The sequence below is a fragment of the Streptomyces sp. NPDC031274 genome (genome assembly GCF_055570235.1).
In genome coordinates this window covers 296,463-313,469 of sequence record NZ_JBVIHP010000007.1, presented here as the reverse complement: position 1 = coordinate 313,469, position 17,007 = coordinate 296,463, and the positions used below count along the sequence as shown (strand labels likewise).

Below are 17,007 nucleotides of genomic sequence, written 5' to 3'. Positions count from 1 at the left end.
GGTGGGAACGACCTTGCCCGCCGGACGTGCCGGCGGGCAAGGGAGTTGAGCTGAATCTGAGTGTGACCTGCGACGGAGCTACTTAGAGCCGCTTCGAGCTGCTTCGAGCTGCTTCGAGCTGCTTCAACTGCTTCGAGCTATTTCGCGGCGGGCTTGCCCGCGGGCTTCGCGCCCGGCTTCAGGAAGCCCATGTCCTCGTAGTTCGGAACCTGGAAGCCGAAGGCACCCGCGTTCGCGAGATTCGTACGGGCGGCCATCAGCTGGGGGCGCTGATAGAGGGGAATGGAACCGGCCTCGGCCCAGATCCGGGCGTCGGCCTTCTTGACCAGGGCGCGGTTCTCGTCCTCGTCGAGCTCCCCCACCGCCTGATCGAACAACTGGTCGATGTGATCCGTGCCGACCCGCGTGTAGTTCTGCTCGACGTTCAGCGAGCCGTCCGCGGCCGGCACCGGCTTGGCGAAGATCGGGCGCGCGTCCGTGGCGGGGAAGGCCGACGCGGGCCAGGAGTAGAGGGCGAGGTCGTACTGACCGGACGCGATGTGGTCCTTGAAGTAGCTCTCGTCGGCGACCTTCGCCACCTCCGTACGGATCCCGATCTTCTCCAGCATCCGGGAGATCCGGTCGGCCACGGTCCGCAGCGACTCCGAGCCCTCGCCGGACGGCAGAACGAAGCGGAGGGTGAGGGGCTTGCCGTCCTTGGCCATGGGGCCGCCCGCCGCCGGGGTGTCCGCGTCGGGCGCCGCCGTGCCCTTGGGGGCGTACGCACCGGGCGCACCGCCCTTCGCGGCCTGCTTGTCCGTGTGCTTCTCGGCTCGCTTCTCGGCTCGCTTCTCCGCGTGCTGCTTGGCGTGCCCTCCCGGGTCCTTCTTCTTCTCCTTGTCCGCCTCGCGGTGCACCGTGAGGGAGGCGGCCTGACGGGTCAGCGCCGCCTGCTGGTACGCCGCCGCCGGAGCGGGCGCGAGCACCGAGGTACTGCTGTCGCCCGGCTTCCCGTCGTCCTCGCCGACGATGTACGTGCCGTCGTCGCCCGAATCCTCCCCGGATCCGGAGTCAGAGCCGGAGTCGGAGTCGGATTCAGATCCGGAGGAGCCGGAGGAGCCGGAGTCCGCCTTCGCCTTCTTGGCGTCCGCCTCGCCCCCGGCCGTCTTGTGCTTCGGCTCCTTCACCGGACCGCCCGGCGTCCACCCCGCGTCGGCGAGGAGCGCCCGCGCCTCGGTGGTGTCCTGGTCGCCAAGGGCCCCGCTGTTGTCCGCGTACGCCTGCTGACCGGCCAGGGCCAGGTGGCTGCCGACCGGCTTGGCGGGCAGGCCCAGCGGCGTGAGGACCGCCTTGGCGAGCGCCTCGCGGTCGAGGGCGCGGGCCACCGCACGCCGCACCCGGTCGTCGGCGAGCGGGCCCTCGGTGCCGTTGAGGGCGAGCTGCGTGTAGGCCGGTTCGAGGGACTTGCGGACGGTGTAGCCGCGCAGGCCCGTCTGCTCGGTGGCGTACTTCTTGATCGCCTTGTGCGTCTTGTCGCGGGCCTGCTGCTCGGTGTCCGCCGCTTCCTCGTCGGAGCCGTTGGCGATCGCCCAGGAGCGCAGCGCCTTGGCGGGCGTCAGCCGGGCCTCCGGGCCGTGGGCCAGCGGACCCTGGGCCCCTCGGTCACGGGCCGCGTTCGTGATGCGCCGCGCCTGGGGGGCGTCGATCTCCGCGAGGTCGACCTTCCCCGAAGCGAGCGCGGCGGCCCGCTCCTCGCGCGGCACCTCACGCAGAACCAGCTTGGAGAGCTTGGCGGGCCTGCCCCACCAGCGCGGGTTGCGGGCCAGCGTGACCTCGTCCGCCTTGGTGTCGAAGTCCTGCACCGCGAACGGACCCGCGCTCACCTTGAGCTTGCGCCGCGCACCGTCGTTGAAGGCGTCAGGAGTACCCATGACCTCCTTGGGATACAGCGGCGAGAAGAGCGAACGCCAGTCCGCGTACGGCTTGTTGAAGGTGACACGCACCTCCAGGTTGTTCGCGCCCCGCTCGATCTTCTCGATGCGGTCGTATCCCGCGTTGCGCGCCATCCAGTACGCACTGTCCTTCCCGGACAGCGCACGCTGCTGCGCCGCGAAGTCGTCGGCCCCGATCTCCCGGCCGTCGCTCCACACCGCCTGCTGGTTGAGCTTGTAGAGCACGACCTGCTTGGGCTCGCGCGCGACGACCTCCGCGGACTCCAGGAAGTCCTCGTTCCGCTGCGCCCTGCCCTGCGCGTCGAGGCGGAACATCGACGGCAGGACCGCGCCCGCGATCCGCGACGTGCCCGAATCGGCGTCCGACTGGAAGGAGTTGAGGGTCTCCGGCATCGCGTCGACGGCCCAGTTCATGGTCCCGCCGTCGGCGACGTGATCCCGGGCTGCGGGCGCGACGTCCTGACCTGCGGTCGGCGCACCCGCCTCGTCCTGGGAGCTGCAGGCTGCGAGGGCGGGCAGAGCCAGCACGCCCGTGGCGAGGAACACGGCAGATCTCAGTCTGGCGCGGTCTGGGGTCATGGCGGGTACCTCCGGGGCTCGCCCGGCCGCCCGCTACCAGTTCCGGGGCCGGGTTTGATCACGTTTGGCGGTATATGGAGCTGATCACATCTATCCATCCACTGAAGGGGACACGCCCCGGCAGGTGAGGGCGACACGGCGCGGGGGCACCGGATCCCACTCGTGCGGCCCAACCGGGCTCCCTCGGGCGTGACCCAGCGTGACGGTGGCGTCGACGGGCGCCCTGAAGCGCGCTGGGACGGTGGCGTGCACCCCGGCGCATTTCGGCGCGTACGAGCCGGGAATCCCGGCAGATCCCTTCACAAGCCGGGATGTGACGCGCGACACTCGCAGGCGCATGAACGTTGCCGCCGCACCCCTGAAGTGAGGGCAAGTCATGGCTCTGCAGGATGATCTGACGGCTGTTCAGCGCTGCGTCGACGATCTGGTCCGTACCGTCGGCAAGCTGGAGCAGCAGGTCGGCGAGGGTTCCCAGGGTGGTCTTACCGGGATCGACGTCCGCCGCGTCCGCTCGGACGCCGACCATCTGCGCGAGAGCGTCGCGCTCCTTCGCGCCTCGTCCCCGGATCCGGGCGGCGCCCCACAGAAGCGGCCCGACCTGGTCACCATCCCCGATACGCCGTACGACAGCTCTCTGTGGACGGACTCGGACGACGAGGGCCTCGGCGCGCACGACCGGCATGCCCCTTGAGGCACCACCGCACCCGCCTTGGGCGCCGTCGCCCCGGACCTGAGGACAGCCGACCTGCGGACAGACGGCTTACGGACAGACGGCTTACGGACAGCCGACCTGCGGACAGTCGATCCGAGGGCTACCGAACTTCCGAGGGCTACCGAACTGACGACAAAGGAGTCGAGCCTCGTTGGCCACTGGCACGGAACCTCATCTGAAAAGCGGTCAGGATCCCGGCGGCGTGAGAGGGGCGACGCGCGCCGCGATCAGCGCTGCCCATCTACGGACCGACCGATGGTGGCTGGCGCCCGCCGTAACCGCCGCAGGCCTCTTCGCCTTCATCGTCTACTCGACGTGGCGGGCCTTCTCGAACGCGGACTACTACGCGGCGCCCTACGTCTCACCGTTCTACTCGCCCTGCCTCGCCGAGAACTGCGAGCCCATGCGGTCGGGGCCCAACTGGGAGATCTTCGGCAGCTGGTGGGGCCTGTCCCCCGCCCTGCTGATCCTGATCTTCCCGCTCGGCTTCCGGCTGACCTGCTACTACTACCGCAAGGCCTACTACCGCGGCTTCTGGGCCTCACCGCCCGCCTGCGCGGTGGCCGAGCCGCACAAGAAGTACTCCGGAGAGACTCGCTTCCCGCTGATCCTGCAGAACATCCACCGCTACTTCTTCTACGCGGCGGTTCCGGTGGCGTGCATCCTCACGTACGACACCGTGCTCTCGTTCCGTGATGAGCACTACGAGTGGGGCCACATGGGCCTCGGCACCCTCGTGTTCCTGGTCAACATCACGCTGATCTGGGCGTACACACTCTCCTGTCACTCCTGCCGGCACATCGTCGGCGGCAAGCTCAAGCACTTCTCCAAGCATCCCGTGCGGTACCGCATGTGGCAGTGGGTCGGAAAACTGAACGCGCGTCACATGCTGCTCGCCTGGGCCTCCTTGGTGAGTGTGGCGCTCGCCGACTTCTACGTGTATCTGATCGCGTCCGGCGTCTTCGACGATCCGAGGTTGTTCTGATGTCTCAAGTGGAACGGCAGCAGTGGGATGTTGTCGTGGTGGGAGCCGGAGGAGCGGGCCTGCGGGCCGCGATCGAGGCACGTGAACAGGGTGCGCGTACCGCCGTGATCTGCAAGTCCCTGTTCGGCAAGGCGCATACGGTGATGGCCGAGGGCGGCATCGCGGCCTCCATGGGCAACGTGAACTCCGGCGACAACTGGCAGGTCCACTTCCGCGACACCCTGCGTGGCGGCAAGTTCCTCAACCAGTGGCGGATGGCCGAGCTGCACGCGCGCGAGGCGCCCGACCGGGTCTGGGAGCTGGAGACCTGGGGCGCCCTGTTCGACCGCACGGCGGACGGCCGCATCTCCCAGCGCAACTTCGGAGGGCACGAGTACCCCCGCCTCGCCCACGTGGGCGACCGGACAGGACTCGAACTGATCCGTACGCTCCAGCAGAAGATCGTCTCCCTCCAGCAGGAGGACGAGCGCGAATTCGGTGACTACGAAGCGCGTCTCAAGGTCTTCCAGGAGTGCACGGTCACCCGCGTGCTGAAGGACGGCGCGCGGGTCAGCGGCACGTTCTGCTACGACCGCGAGTCAGGCCGCTTCTTCGTGCTCGAAGCCCCGAGTGTCGTCCTGGCGACCGGTGGCATCGGCAAGTCCTTCAAGGTGACGTCGAACTCGTGGGAGTACACGGGCGACGGCCACGCGCTGGCGCTGCTCGCCGGTGCTCCGCTGCTCAACATGGAGTTCGTGCAGTTCCACCCGACGGGAATGGTCTGGCCGCCTTCGGTGAAGGGCATCCTGGTCACCGAGTCGGTGCGCGGCGACGGCGGGGTACTGCGCAACTCCGAGGGCAAGCGCTTCATGTTCGACTACGTGCCGGACGTCTTCAAGGAGAAGTACGCGCAGTCGGAGGACGAGGGCGACCGCTGGTACGAGGACCCGGACAACAACCGGCGGCCTCCGGAACTCCTGCCACGCGACGAGGTGGCGCGCGCCATCAACTCCGAGGTGAAGGCCGGGCGCGGCTCACCGCACGGCGGGGTCTTCCTGGACGTGTCGACGCGCATGCCCGCCGAGGTCATCCGGCGCCGACTGCCCTCCATGTACCACCAGTTCAAGGAGCTCGCGGACGTCGACATCACGGCGGAGGCGATGGAGGTCGGTCCGACCTGCCACTACGTGATGGGCGGCATCGCGGTCGAGTCGGACACGGCGGCGGCACAGCGCGTGCCGGGCCTGTACGCGGCGGGCGAGGTCGCGGGCGGCATGCACGGCTCCAACCGCCTCGGCGGCAACTCCCTCTCCGACCTGCTCGTCTTCGGGCGGCGCGCGGGTCTGCACGCGGCGCGGTACGCGGCCGGGTTCGGCGGGACCGACGCGCGGCCTCCGGTGGACGAGGTCCAGGTGGACACGGCCGCGGCCGAGGCCCTGCGGCCGTTCAGCGCGGAGGGTCCCGAGGACGGGGCGACGCCGGAGAATCCGTACACCCTCCACCAGGAACTCCAGCAGACGATGAACGACCTGGTCGGCATCATCCGCCGCGAGGGCGAGATGGAGCGGGCCCTGGAGAAGCTGGCGGAGCTGCGGGTGCGGGCACGGCGGGCCGGCGTCGAGGGCCACCGCCAGTTCAACCCGGGCTGGCACCTCGCGCTCGACCTGCGCAACATGCTCCTGGTCAGCGAGTGCGTGGCGCGGGCGGCCCTGGAGCGCACGGAGAGCCGGGGCGGGCACACCCGCGAGGACCATCCGGGCATGAACCGCGAATGGCGCCGCGCGAACCTGCTCTGCCAACTGACCGACCCCTCAGGCGGGTTGGCGGCCACGGACCCCGTGCGCGGCCAGATCGATCTGGTGCGGGTCACCACCGAGCCCATCCGTCCCGACCTGCTTGCTCTCTTCGAGAAGGAAGAGCTGGTCAAGTACCTGGCCGAAGAGGAGCTTTACGAGTGAGTACCACTACACCGAGTCCTTCCAGCTCTTCGAGCCCTTCGAGCCCTTCGAGTTCTTCCAGTCCTTCCAGTCCTTCGAGCACGTCGTACGACGCGCGGTTCCGGGTCTGGCGCGGAGACGTCGAGGGCGGCGACCTGAAGGACTTCAAGGTCGAGGTCAACGAGGGCGAGGTCGTCCTCGACATCATCCACCGCCTACAGGCGACCCAGGCCCCCGACCTGGCGGTGCGCTGGAACTGCAAGGCGGGCAAGTGCGGTTCGTGCTCGGCGGAGGTCAACGGCCGGCCTCGGCTGATGTGCATGACACGGATGTCGGTGTTCGACCGCGAGGACGTCATCACGGTGACACCGCTGCGGGCCTTCCCCGTGGTGCGGGACCTGGTGACGGACGTCGGCTTCAACTACACGAAGGCACGGGAAGTACCGGCCTTCGTGCCACCGGCGGACCTCGGTCCCGGCGAGTACCGCATGCAGCAGGCGGACGTGGACCGCTCCCAGGAGTTCCGCAAGTGCATCGAGTGCTTCCTGTGCCAGGACACGTGCCATGTGGTGCGCGACCACGAGGAGAACAAGCAGGCGTTCGCAGGGCCGCGCTTCCTGATGCGGGTCGCGGAGCTGGACATGCACCCGCTGGACGCGGCGGCGGAGAGCGGCCTCGACCGCAAGAAGTCCGCCCAGGACGAACACGGGCTCGGCTACTGCAACATCACGAAGTGCTGTTCGGAGGTGTGCCCGGAGGGCATCAAGATCACGGACAACGCGCTGATTCCCTTGAAGGAACGGGCGGTCGACCGGAAGTACGATCCGCTGGTCTGGCTCGGGAACAAGATCCGGCGGCGGGGAGAGCAGTGACGCTGACGCTGCGGTGTTCGTGGGCTTCAGCATCCCGGCGGCGGCAACGTCGGGCGGCGGCTCGGTTCAGCGTCTGAGTGGACCGCCGGGGCCCCGCGGACACGTACCGCGAGGCCCCCCGGTCGCGCACCCCCCAAGACGGTCATACGCTCCCAAATGTGACGCCGCCCTCGCACATAACCGTGCGGGCGACAGCGGCAGCCACCGCACTGCTCACATGGTGCCTGCTGCTCCTGTCCGCCCCCGCAGCACTCGCCGCCCCGGCCGACGACCCGGTCACGCTCTCCCGTGGCGGCCAGATCACCGACAAGGTGGGGGCGCTCGGCGACCGCGAGAACGCCACCGAGCGGGCGCTCGACCAGCTCTACGACGACGGCGGCCTACAGCTCTTCGTCGTCTACGTACGTGACTTCTCCGGACGCGGCGCACAGGACTGGGCGGACGCGACCGCCGAGCGCAACGGGCTCGGCCTCGACGACGCGCTGCTCGCCGTCGCCACGCACGACCGCCAGTACGCCTACTCCGTAGACGTCGATTCCAAGCTCACCGAGGCCCAGCTCCAGGACGTCGCGACCACCGCGATCAAGCCCGCGCTGCGGCAGAACGACTGGGCGGGCGCGGCCATCGGCGCCGCGAACGGCTACCGCGCGGCCCTCTCCGGCCGGCCCGTTCCCACTCCGACGCCCACCCCTGGGGCTTCCGATCCGGGCGGCGGCAACAGCAGTGGCGGCGACGGAGCCGCCGGTGACCTGGTCCTGCCCATCGTGGTGGTCGGCGGCGCGGGCGTCCTCGCCGCGGTCGCGTACAGCCGCCGCAAACGGCGCGCCAACACGCGTACGACGCCCGGCGGCGGTGGCTGGGGCAAGGGGGCGGCGGGCGAACGGCCGACCCCGCTCCCGGAGCTCGACAGACAGAGCAAGCAGCTCCTGGTGGAGACCGACGACGCGATCCGCACCAGCGCCGAGGAACTCGGCTTCGCCACCGCCCAGTTCGGCGATGAGGCGGTGCGGCCCTTCACGGACGCGCTCGCCCACGCACGCTCCGAGCTGACCAAGGCCTTCACACTGCGCCAGCAGCTGGACGACGCCTATCCGGAGGACGACGCGACAAGGCGCACCATGCTGGACGAGATCGTCGCGCGCTGCACCGACGCGAGCCGGCGCCTCGACGCGGAAGCCGCGGGCTTCGACCAGCTGCGCGCGCTCGAACGCGACGCGGCCAAGGCCCTGGAGCACGCCGAAACGGTGTTCCGGCAGGTCGCCGGGCGCACCACCGCCGCGGAGAGCACCCTTGGCTCGATCCGGGAGCAGTACGCGCCCTCCGCGTCCGCGTCCGTCGTGGGCCACGTGGAGCAGGCCAAGGACCGTCTCGTCTTCGCCACGACGCACCTCAACGAAGCCCGTCAGTCCATCGACGCGGGCGACAACGGCAAGGCCGCCGTCCATCTGCGTGCCGCCGAAGGCGCCGTCGACCAGGCGGGCACTTTCGTGGACGCCGTCGACCGCCTCGCCGACGAGCTGGCCCTCGCAGCCGAGAAGCTCCCCGCCGCGCTCACCGAGACGGAGACCGACCTCGCCGAGGCACGCGGCCTCCTTGAGGGCACCACGGCGGGAGCCTCCACGGCTGACCTGCACGGCCGTATCGCCCGGGCGGAAACGGTGGTCGCCGAGGTCCGCAAGAGGATGGCGGCGGGCCCGCACGACCCGATCGACGCCCTGCGCCGGGTCGAGGAGGCCGACACGGTCCTCGACGAGTCCCTCACGGGCGCCCGCGAACGCGAGGTCAGCCGTCAGCGCGCAGCCACCCTCCTCGGCCAGGCCCTGCTCACCGCGCGCAGCGCCGTGGGAGCGGCGGCGGACTTCATCGACACGCACCGGGGCGGGGTCGGCAGCGAGGCCAGGACCCGCCTCGCCGAGGCCCAGCGGCACCTCTCGGGCGCCGAGGCCGTCCAGGACACCGATCCGGCCGCGGCGCTCGCCGAGGCCCAGCAGGCGGACGCACAGGCCCGGCAGGCACAGCAGCTCGCCGAACGCGACGTACGCGGCTACGGCACCCCCTACGGAGGCGGTGGTGGAGTCGGCGGCGGCCGCGGCGGCGGCATGGGCGGCGCGGTCCTCGGCGGCATCATCCTCGGCGAGCTTCTCGGAGGCAGGGGCGGAGGCAGGGGCGGCGGAAGCGGCGGCTACGGAGGCGGCGGTTTCGGCGGAGGCCGACCCGGAAGCTTCGGTGGCGGCGGGACCCGGGGGCGGATGGGCGGGGGCGGAAGGTTCTGACGCTCCGGGACTCCTGCCGACCGACGCGCACCACTACCGGCCGACTCGCACCACTACGACCGACGCGCACCACCAACAGCCGACGCGCACCACTACCGACCGACCTTCATAGAAGGAAGCCGTGATGACCAAGCAGACGATCCTCGGACGCGTGGCCCAGCTCGCCAAGGCCAACATCAACTCCCTCCTCGACCAGGCCGAGGACCCGCAGAAGATGCTCGACCAGCTGATCCGCGACTACACGAACAACATCCAGGAGGCCGAGGAGGCGGTCGCGACCACCATCGGCAATCTGCGGATGCTGGAACTGGACCACAAGGCGGACCAGGACGCCGCCGCCGAGTGGGGCACCAAGGCGGTGGCCGCCAGCAAGAAGGCGGACGAGCTGCGGTCCGGCGGGAGCGCCGTGGAGGCCGACAAGTTCGACGGGCTTGCCAAGGTCGCGCTGCAACGCCAGTTGCAGTCCGAGCGGGAGGCCAAGGACGCCGAGCCGACGATCGCCTCGCAGACCGAGGTCGTCGACAAGCTGAAGTCCGGGCTCGACGCGATGAAGATCAAGCTGACCCAGCTCGGGTCGAAGCGCGATCAGCTGGTCGCCCGTGCCAAGACCGCGCAGGCGCAGAACCAGATGATGGACGCGGCCCGGAGCATCGATGTGCTCGACCCGGCGAGCGAGTTGGGCCGCTTCGAGGACAAGGTGCGCCGCGAGGAGGCCAGGGCGCTCGGCAAGCAGGAGCTCGCCGCGTCGTCCCTCGACGCGCAGTTCGAACAGTTGGACAGCCTGGGCGACGAGGCGGAGATCACGGCCCGCCTCGCCGCCCTGAAGGCCACTACGTGACACGACCGGTCGAAGCGGCCCTCAGCATCAGAAGCAGCCCTCAGAAGAGGCTGAGCAGCGCCTCCGCCGCGTCCATCTGCCGCACCCCGCTGTCCGGCAACGGCAGCTCGAACCAGACCGTCTTGCCGCGCGGCGTCCTGCGCGAGCCCCACGCGGCGCTCAGCAGGCCGACCAGCTGCAGCCCGCGGCCGCCCTCGTCCGTGTCACGCGCCCGGCGGCGGCGCGGCTGGACGAGGCCCGCGTCCCAGACCTCGCACACCAGGGTGCGGTCGAGCAGGAGACGGACCCGGATGTCGCCTTCGCCGTACCGCAGGGCGTTGGTGACCAGCTCGCTGACCAGCAGTTCGGTCGTGTCGCAGAGCGGTTCGAGGTCCCAGGTGCGCAGCTGGTCGCAGGCCAGCTCGCGTGCCCGGCCCACCGACTTCGGGTCGCGCGGCAGGGTCCAGTCGCCGACGGCCTCGGCGGGCAGGCCCTGGATGCGGGCCATGAGCAGCGCGATGTCGTCCTCTCCGTGGTGGGTGTCGAGGGTGTTCAGGACGTGGTCGCAGACGTCCTCAAGGGCGGGCGCGGGGTCGTCGAGAGCGCGTACGAAGGCGTTCAGGCCCTCGTCGAGGGGATGGTCGCGGGATTCGACGAGCCCGTCGGTGTAGAGCGCGAGCAGGGCGCCGTCGGGCAGCTCGACCTCGACCTCCTCGAAGGGCTCGCCGCCGACTCCCAGCGGCATCCCGGGCGGCACGTCGAGCATGAGCGGCGATTCGCCGGGCTCGACGAGTACGGGCGGCAGGTGTCCCGCGTTGGCGAAGGTGCAGCGGCGTGTGACGGAGTCGTAGACCGCGTAGACGCAGGTGGCGAGGTAGACCTCGGAGAGGTCCGTCTCGCGCGCGGAACGCGTCTGACGGGCCGCTCGCGTGGCCTGCTGGGTGCCCGAGGGGTCGCCGAGGCCGCGGGCGATCTCGTCGAGCGCGGAGAGGACCTCGGCGGGCTCCAGGTCCAGGAGCGCCAAGGTGCGTACGGCGGTGCGCAGTTCTCCCATGGCGACGGCGGCGCGCAGGCCGCGGCCCATGACGTCGCCGACGACCAGGGCGGTGCGGTGGCCGGGCAGTTCGATGACGTCGAACCAGTCGCCGCCGACTTCGGTGGCCGCGTTGCCGGGGAGATAGCGGCAGGCGATGTCCAGGCCGGACGCCTCGGGGTCGTCGGGCGGGAGCAGGGAGCGCTGCAGTATCAGCGCGCGTTCGTGTTCGCGGCGGTAGAGGCGGGCGTTGTCGATACAGACCGCGGCGCGCGCGGCGAGCTCGACGGCGAGGGCGCGGTCGCGCTCTCCGAAGGGCTCGCTGCCCTTCGTGCGGGAGAACTGGGCGAGGCCGACGACGGTGTCGTGGGCGACCATCGGCACGGCGAGCGTCGACTGGATGAGCCCGCCGGTGAGCCTGCTCGCGGACCCGTCGTCGGCCGCGGAGACGAGCCGGGGGCGTGCCGTGCGCAAGGAGTCGGCGCAGGGCGATGTGAAGGGGAAACGGTGTACGGCGCCCACGTCTATGGGGTGACCGCCCTCCGGGAAGGGCGCGTCGGAGACGGCGCTCGCGAAGGCGACGCGGCGCAGTTCGGCGCTTCCGTCGGCAAGGCCCGGAGGGGTTTCGTCGCCGTCGAGCAGCCCTTGATAGAGGTCTACGGAGGCGAGGTCGCAGAAGCCGGGGACGGTGACGTCGAGCAGTTCACGTGCGGTCGTCTCCAGGTCGAGGGAGTTGCCGATGCGGGCGCCCGCCTCGTTGAGCAGGGCGAGGTTGCGGCGGGCGTGGGCGGCCTCGCGGGCGGCGGCGTGCCGCCGGGTGACGTCGGTGCCCAGGCCCGCGACGCCTATGGGGCGGCCCGAACCGCTGTGCACGCGGTAGAGATTGATCGACCAGTGCCGGCGTTCGTTGCTGCCGGGCGCGGGGCCGACGAGCTGCATGTCCGTGACGGAGTCGCCGGTCTCCAGGACGCGCTTGAGCGCGGCGGCCATGCGGTCGGCCTCGTGCCGCGGCAGATAGTCGCGGACGGTGCGGCCGCGATGGTCCTCGATGCCGCCCCCGAAGACCGCGGCGAAGCGGCGGTTGGCCCGCTGCACCTTCAGGTCCGTGCCGAACAGAAGGAAGCCGAAGGGAGATTGGCCGAAAATTGCCTGCGAAGCGGCGAGGTCGGTCTCGATCTGCCGGAGTGCCCGTACGTCTACGACGATGCAGACAGCGGCCCTTTCGCCGTCCTCCGTCTCGGTCGGCATCACATAGACCTCGGCGACGCCTTCGGACCCCCCGAAGGAGCTCGCTTCGGGTCCGTCAGGCTGTCCGGGGGCCCGGAAGGGGACGGACCCGGTCCACTCTCTGCCGTCCAGGATCTCCGCCATCTTGCGGTGCCCTCTGCTGCGCAGCTCGGGCGCGACGAAGGCCTCTATCGGGTCCTTGCCCACGGCATCGTGCGCAGGCACCCCGAACAGCCGCTCGGCCCGCTGACTCCACTGGTCGATGAGGCCGTCCGGGCCGATCGAGAACGAGGCCACCTTGATGTAGTCGTAGATCGATCCGGGCGGGCTGCTCTGCCACACCACGTCATCCGCAGCTACGCCCCTAGCGTCACCCGACGGACCGTCCTGCTCCGTCGCCTTCGCTGGTATCTCGCTCACGCGAACCGTCCCCTCCAGCTCACCACGTCCGGCACCGGTCACCGGATGCGGCTGCCCGCAGTATCCAGCACTACGGAGCCATGCCACACGGCGTTCACGATCACAGCACGGACTCAACTCTTTTTGGCCCGTGGCCGTCTTGTGTCCGCCCCACGCTGCCAGTCTTCTAACCCGGTAGCACCAGCTCGAACCACACCGTCTTCCCCGTGTTCCCCGTCCTGCCCTGTCGTGTCCCCCAGCGCCGCGACACACGGGCCACCAGCTGGATACCCCTGCCCCCCTCGTCATCAGGGGCGGCATCGCGCTCCTGGGGCGGGTCGGGAAGCGGATCGGACACCTCTACGAGAAGGGTGCCCAGAGGCCCGGCAGGGCGTACGAGGCGTACGCCGATGGGGCCCGAGGCGTGCCGCAGGGAGTTGGTCACCAGTTCACTCACGAGGAGGACGGTGATGTCGCCCATGGCGGCGAGATCCCAGGCACCGAGCTGCTCGCGGACGACGGCACGGGCTGTGCGCACGGCGCCCGGGTCCGCGGGAAAATCCCACTCGGCGCAGTCGCCTTCGGTGTCGATCACGCCGATCACTTCCAGACCAGCAACAGCGGACCCTTGTCCGGTTTCATGGGGTTAATGGGCACATACCCCATATACCGCCGGAATTACCGCTCACCAAGGCGCACTGTGGCACGAACGGCGCAGGTGGGGCTCAAGCGCCGGGAGACGTCACCTCGCGCGCTCCCCCACTCGGGGCCACTCGAACAGTCAGCGGCGCCGGTCACTCAACGGCACCCGCCCGCTCAGCGGCACTCGATCACTCAGCGGCACTCGATCGCGGCCGCCACCGCGGGGACGTCCGCGTCCAGCCACTCCACGGACCAGACCTCGCCAGGGGAGAGCCAACGCAGTTCGTCGTGATCCTGAAGGGGCTCGGGGGCTCCCGAGAGGAGCTTCGCCGTCCACACCCACAGGACGTATCCCGGCTTGAGCGGCCACTGGCCCGGCACTCTCGCGACCGGTTCGGCGTCGACGCCCAGCTCTTCGCGCAACTCCCGCGTCAGGGCTTCCTCGGGCAGTTCGCCGGGCTCGACCTTCCCGCCGGGCAGTTCCCAGCGGCCCGCGAGCTCAGGGGGTGCGCTGCGCCGCGCGGCAAGGAGGCGCCCTTCGTCGTACAGGGCGGCGCCCACCACGATCCGTTCCGTCATACGCCGGAGCCTATGCGGTCGGCGCGCTGCCGTTCCGGCTCAGGTTCTCCACCCAGTACAGCTGCTGCTGTCCGCGTTCGTCGAGGCTGTTCGCGATCTTCTCGGCCTCGGCCTTCGTGGCGTACCTGCCCACCCTGTAGCGGTTGCCGTTGTCGTCCTGGCGTATCACGAGCCAGGGAAGCACGACCGTCCCGTCATTCATCGCACCCCTCCGCTCGCCGCCCCGGCGTGCGCCACGCCTCGATCAATAAGGAAACCGCATTCCGCATATGCCCGAGCCTACGCCCGACCTTCACTCAGCGGATACGACTTTGCACAAAGAGGTACGCAATTGGCCACCGCCAAGGGGGCGCACCCTGCCGGGTGCGCCCCCTTGTGGCAACCGTTCAGCCGATATGAGCCCACCTCACTCGGCGCGCACCGTCGGCATCGGCATGAGGACCGGCGTCTGCGACGGCGACGTACGGCAGACGTCTCCGCACTCCGCGTCCAACGAACAGCACAGGGAGCAGATCGGGCCCGACTGGACCGGGCAGTCCGCGATGTCGGGGAGTTCGTACGCCGTCTCGCAGACGCCGCACGCGTGCGTGGCCGTCACGTCGGGGACATCGACGTGCGGGCCGTTCACCGGGTTCGGACGCGCCAGGTAGTACTTGCCCTTCGTCGCCCAGGCGATCAACGGGCAGAGAGTGACGGCGAGACCGGCCGCGATGAACGTCGAGAAGGCTTCCGCGTACTCCCCGAAGAGACCGAAGAAGGCCAGGATCGACACCACGGAGGCGATCACCATCGAGCCGAAGCCCGCAGGGTTCACCGCGTAGAGGTAGGCCCTCTTGAACTCGATGTACGGGGGACTCCAGCCCATCCTCTTGTTGATGACGAGGTCGGCGGCGACCGCCACGATCCACGCGATGCCGACGTTCGAGTAGAAGCCGAGCAGCTTGTTGAGGGCCGCGAACATGTTCATCTCCATCAGCGTCAGCGCGATGGCGAGGTTGAGGAAGATGTACCAGACCCGGCCCGGGTGCTTGTGCGTGATGCGGGAGAAGAAGTTCGACCAGGACAGCGAGCCGCTGTAGGCGTTGGTCACGTTGATCTTGATCTGCGAGACGATCACGAAGAGGGCCGCTGCGGGCAGCGCGAAGGAGCCGAGCCAGGGTTTCAGGGCCTCGATCTGCGGAGCGATCGGTTCCAGGGCGTGCGTCTTGCCGACGGCCTCCAGGGCCACGAACGCCAGGAGCGCGCCGCCGAGCTGCTTGGCCGCGCCGATGATGACCCAGCCGGGACCCGCCGCGAGAACGGCCAGATTCCAACGCCTTTTGTTCTGCTCGGTCTTCGCCGGCATGAAGCGCAAATAGTCCGCCTGCTCGCCGATCTGGGCGATGAGCGAGAGCGCGACCCCCGTGCCGAGCCCGAAGGCGACCCAGGAGAAGCCGTTGCCCGCGCCCTCGGTGCCCCCGAAGGAGGCGAAGGCTCCCCAGGCGTCCGGCGCCTCGAAGGCGAGCACCACGAAGGGCAGCACCATCCCGACGAGCCAGATCGGCTGCGTCCAGGCCTGCACCTTGGCCAGGGCGCCCATGCCGCGGAAGACGATCGGGATCACGATGAGCGTCGTGATCAAGTAGCCGAACTCCACCGGGAGCCCGACGGCCTGGTGCATGGCCTGGGCCATGATCGAGCCTTCGAGCGCGAAGAAGATGAACGTGAACGAGGCGTAGATCAGTGACGTCAGCGTCGAGCCGAAGTAGCCGAAGCCCGCGCCCCGGGTCACCAGGTCCATGTCGAGGCCGTACTTGGCGCAGGCCCGCGCGATCGGGATGCCGGTGACGAAGATGATCGTCGCGGCACACAGGATCGAGGCGAGTCCACTGGTGAAGCCGTAGGTGAAGACGATGGACGCGCCGATCGCGAAGTCCGCGAGATAGGCGATGCCGCCGAGCGCGGTCGAGGCGACCATCGTCGGCGACCAGCGCCGGAAGGAGTGCGGCGCGTACCGCAGGGAGTAGTCCTCGCGGCTCTCGTCGGCCGCCATCTTCGCGTAGCTGCGCTTGGGCGGTGGTCCTGCGGCGGCGCTGGTGTCGCGGGTGGCCGTATCCGTCATGAAGGTTCCTGTCGTCCGACCGGATTGCGGGTACGGGCGATGAAGTTAGGAGCCGTACATGACAAGTTGCCGCGGGGCGTGATTGCTCCGGCGTTACGGAAGTCGGGGGCGCGTTAACTCGCGATCACGGCGGGCGGACGGGCCCGTCCGGATTCCGGGCGTACGCCGGAGGGCGGGGTCATCTCACCGGCAGGTGGTATGCGATCCGATACCGGTCCGCGGGCACCACGACGTCGGCCGTCTCGACCGGCCTGCCCGACGCGTAGTACGTCCGCTGCACGACGATCACCACATGGCCGGGGACGCCGCCGAGCGACATGAGTTCCTCCGCGAGACCCGGGCGCGCGCCGACCTCCTCCGCGACGTTGTCCACGACCACGTCGATGGCCGCCATGCGCTCGACCACTCCGCAGCCGCCGAGCGGCCCCTCTTCGGGGAGCATCACCGGAGTGCGTCCGGTGACGGCGAGGGGCTCCCAGGAGGTGGAGAGCATCATCACCTCGCCCGCGTCGCGGTAGACGTACCTCGTGCACATCACGCGGTCGCCCGCGCGGACGCCGAGGCGCTCGGCGACCGTGCTGCTCGCCTCCGCCTGTTCACTGCGGGACTCCCAGGTGCCGCGCGCGCCGTCCTCCGCCTGCTCCTGACGGAAGGGCGTCGAGCCGCCGGAGGCCCGGTAGCCCGTGCGCGCCACGCGGCGGGGCACGGGGCGTTCGCGCACGTAGGTGCCGGATCCGGAACGCCCTTCGACCAGACCTTCGGCCATCAGGACCTTGCGGGCCTCCAGGGCGACCGTGTCCGACACCCCGTACTCCTCGCGGATCCTGGCCTGCGAGGGGAGCCGGGTGTGCGGCGGCAGCGAACCGTCGACGATCTTCTTGCGGAGATCACCCGCGACACGCAGATACGCCGGCTGTTCACCGAAAGTCACTGGCCACTCC

13 protein-coding genes are annotated in these 17,007 nt (G+C 69.9%); 6 read left to right on the top strand and 7 right to left on the bottom strand.

The features are described 5' to 3' along the window. Positions 1-137: 137 nt before the first annotated feature. Positions 138-2,510, bottom strand: coding sequence for an ABC transporter family substrate-binding protein (locus tag ACZ5CR_RS14920; RefSeq protein ID WP_468857437.1), 2,373 nt, complete (start codon positions 2,508-2,510; stop codon positions 138-140). A gap of 376 nt (positions 2,511-2,886) precedes the next feature. Here ACZ5CR_RS14920 and ACZ5CR_RS14915 point away from each other — a divergent pair, with 376 nt between their 5' ends. The 6 genes from ACZ5CR_RS14915 (at position 2,887) to ACZ5CR_RS14890 (ending at position 10,106) form a co-directional block, all read left to right on the top strand. Further along, positions 2,887-3,201, top strand: coding sequence for a hypothetical protein (locus tag ACZ5CR_RS14915; RefSeq protein WP_468857435.1), 315 nt, complete (start codon positions 2,887-2,889; stop codon positions 3,199-3,201). Positions 3,202-3,373: 172 nt separating this feature from the next. Beyond that, positions 3,374-4,207 (top strand): hypothetical protein, encoded by an 834-nt coding sequence (locus tag ACZ5CR_RS14910; RefSeq protein ID WP_468857434.1) that lies wholly within the window; start codon positions 3,374-3,376, stop codon positions 4,205-4,207. Further along, positions 4,207-6,144 carry a fumarate reductase/succinate dehydrogenase flavoprotein subunit gene (locus tag ACZ5CR_RS14905; RefSeq protein ID WP_468857433.1) on the top strand — a complete coding sequence of 646 codons (1,938 nt, stop codon included), beginning with the start codon at positions 4,207-4,209 and terminating at the stop codon, positions 6,142-6,144. The genes ACZ5CR_RS14910 and ACZ5CR_RS14905 overlap by 1 nt, the downstream gene beginning before the upstream one ends. Beyond that, positions 6,141-6,995: a succinate dehydrogenase/fumarate reductase iron-sulfur subunit gene (locus ACZ5CR_RS14900; RefSeq protein WP_468857431.1), complete on the top strand. Its 855-nt coding sequence runs from the start codon at positions 6,141-6,143 to the stop codon at positions 6,993-6,995. The genes ACZ5CR_RS14905 and ACZ5CR_RS14900 overlap by 4 nt, the downstream gene beginning before the upstream one ends. Positions 6,996-7,153: 158 nt before the next feature. After that, on the top strand, positions 7,154-9,268 hold the full coding sequence (locus tag ACZ5CR_RS14895) for a TPM domain-containing protein (protein WP_468857429.1): 2,115 nt from the start codon (positions 7,154-7,156) through the stop codon (positions 9,266-9,268). Positions 9,269-9,392: 124 nt separating this feature from the next. Then, positions 9,393-10,106 carry a PspA/IM30 family protein gene (locus ACZ5CR_RS14890; RefSeq protein ID WP_468857427.1) on the top strand — a complete coding sequence of 238 codons (714 nt, stop codon included), beginning with the start codon at positions 9,393-9,395 and terminating at the stop codon, positions 10,104-10,106. Positions 10,107-10,146: 40 nt separating this feature from the next. Here the strand turns inward: ACZ5CR_RS14890 and ACZ5CR_RS14885 are convergent, their stop codons facing one another. From ACZ5CR_RS14885 to ACZ5CR_RS14860, 6 genes are all read right to left on the bottom strand, one after another. After that, positions 10,147-12,765 carry a SpoIIE family protein phosphatase gene (locus ACZ5CR_RS14885; protein ID WP_468857426.1) on the bottom strand — a complete coding sequence of 873 codons (2,619 nt, stop codon included), beginning with the start codon at positions 12,763-12,765 and terminating at the stop codon, positions 10,147-10,149. 166 nt (positions 12,766-12,931) lie between these two features. Next, entirely contained in the window at positions 12,932-13,348 is a 417-nt protein-coding gene (locus tag ACZ5CR_RS14880) for an ATP-binding protein (protein ID WP_468857425.1), read from the bottom strand. Positions 13,349-13,578: 230 nt separating this feature from the next. Beyond that, positions 13,579-13,965 (bottom strand): (deoxy)nucleoside triphosphate pyrophosphohydrolase, encoded by a 387-nt coding sequence (locus tag ACZ5CR_RS14875; protein WP_468857424.1) that lies wholly within the window; start codon positions 13,963-13,965, stop codon positions 13,579-13,581. Between the two features lie 10 nt (positions 13,966-13,975). After that, positions 13,976-14,167: an SPOR domain-containing protein gene (locus ACZ5CR_RS14870; RefSeq protein ID WP_389903648.1), complete on the bottom strand. Its 192-nt coding sequence runs from the start codon at positions 14,165-14,167 to the stop codon at positions 13,976-13,978. A gap of 204 nt (positions 14,168-14,371) precedes the next feature. Further along, a complete protein-coding gene (locus tag ACZ5CR_RS14865) occupies positions 14,372-16,066 on the bottom strand; it encodes a purine-cytosine permease family protein (protein WP_468857423.1) in 1,695 nt (564 codons plus the stop codon). 178 nt (positions 16,067-16,244) lie between these two features. Further along, a complete protein-coding gene (locus tag ACZ5CR_RS14860; RefSeq protein WP_468857422.1) occupies positions 16,245-16,997 on the bottom strand; it encodes a GntR family transcriptional regulator in 753 nt (250 codons plus the stop codon). Positions 16,998-17,007: the final 10 nt, after the last annotated feature.

Coding starts and splice junctions, on each gene's coding strand:
- ACZ5CR_RS14920 (WP_468857437.1), bottom strand. CDS start 2,510: ATGACCCCAGACCGCGCCAGACTGAGATCTGCCGTGTTCCTCGCCACG.
- ACZ5CR_RS14915 (WP_468857435.1), top strand. CDS start 2,887: ATGGCTCTGCAGGATGATCTGACGGCTGTTCAGCGCTGCGTCGACGAT.
- ACZ5CR_RS14905 (WP_468857433.1), top strand. CDS start 4,207: ATGTCTCAAGTGGAACGGCAGCAGTGGGATGTTGTCGTGGTGGGAGCC.
- ACZ5CR_RS14890 (WP_468857427.1), top strand. CDS start 9,393: ATGACCAAGCAGACGATCCTCGGACGCGTGGCCCAGCTCGCCAAGGCC.
- ACZ5CR_RS14875 (WP_468857424.1), bottom strand. CDS start 13,965: ATGACGGAACGGATCGTGGTGGGCGCCGCCCTGTACGACGAAGGGCGC.
- ACZ5CR_RS14870 (WP_389903648.1), bottom strand. CDS start 14,167: ATGAATGACGGGACGGTCGTGCTTCCCTGGCTCGTGATACGCCAGGAC.
- ACZ5CR_RS14865 (WP_468857423.1), bottom strand. CDS start 16,066: ATGACGGATACGGCCACCCGCGACACCAGCGCCGCCGCAGGACCACCG.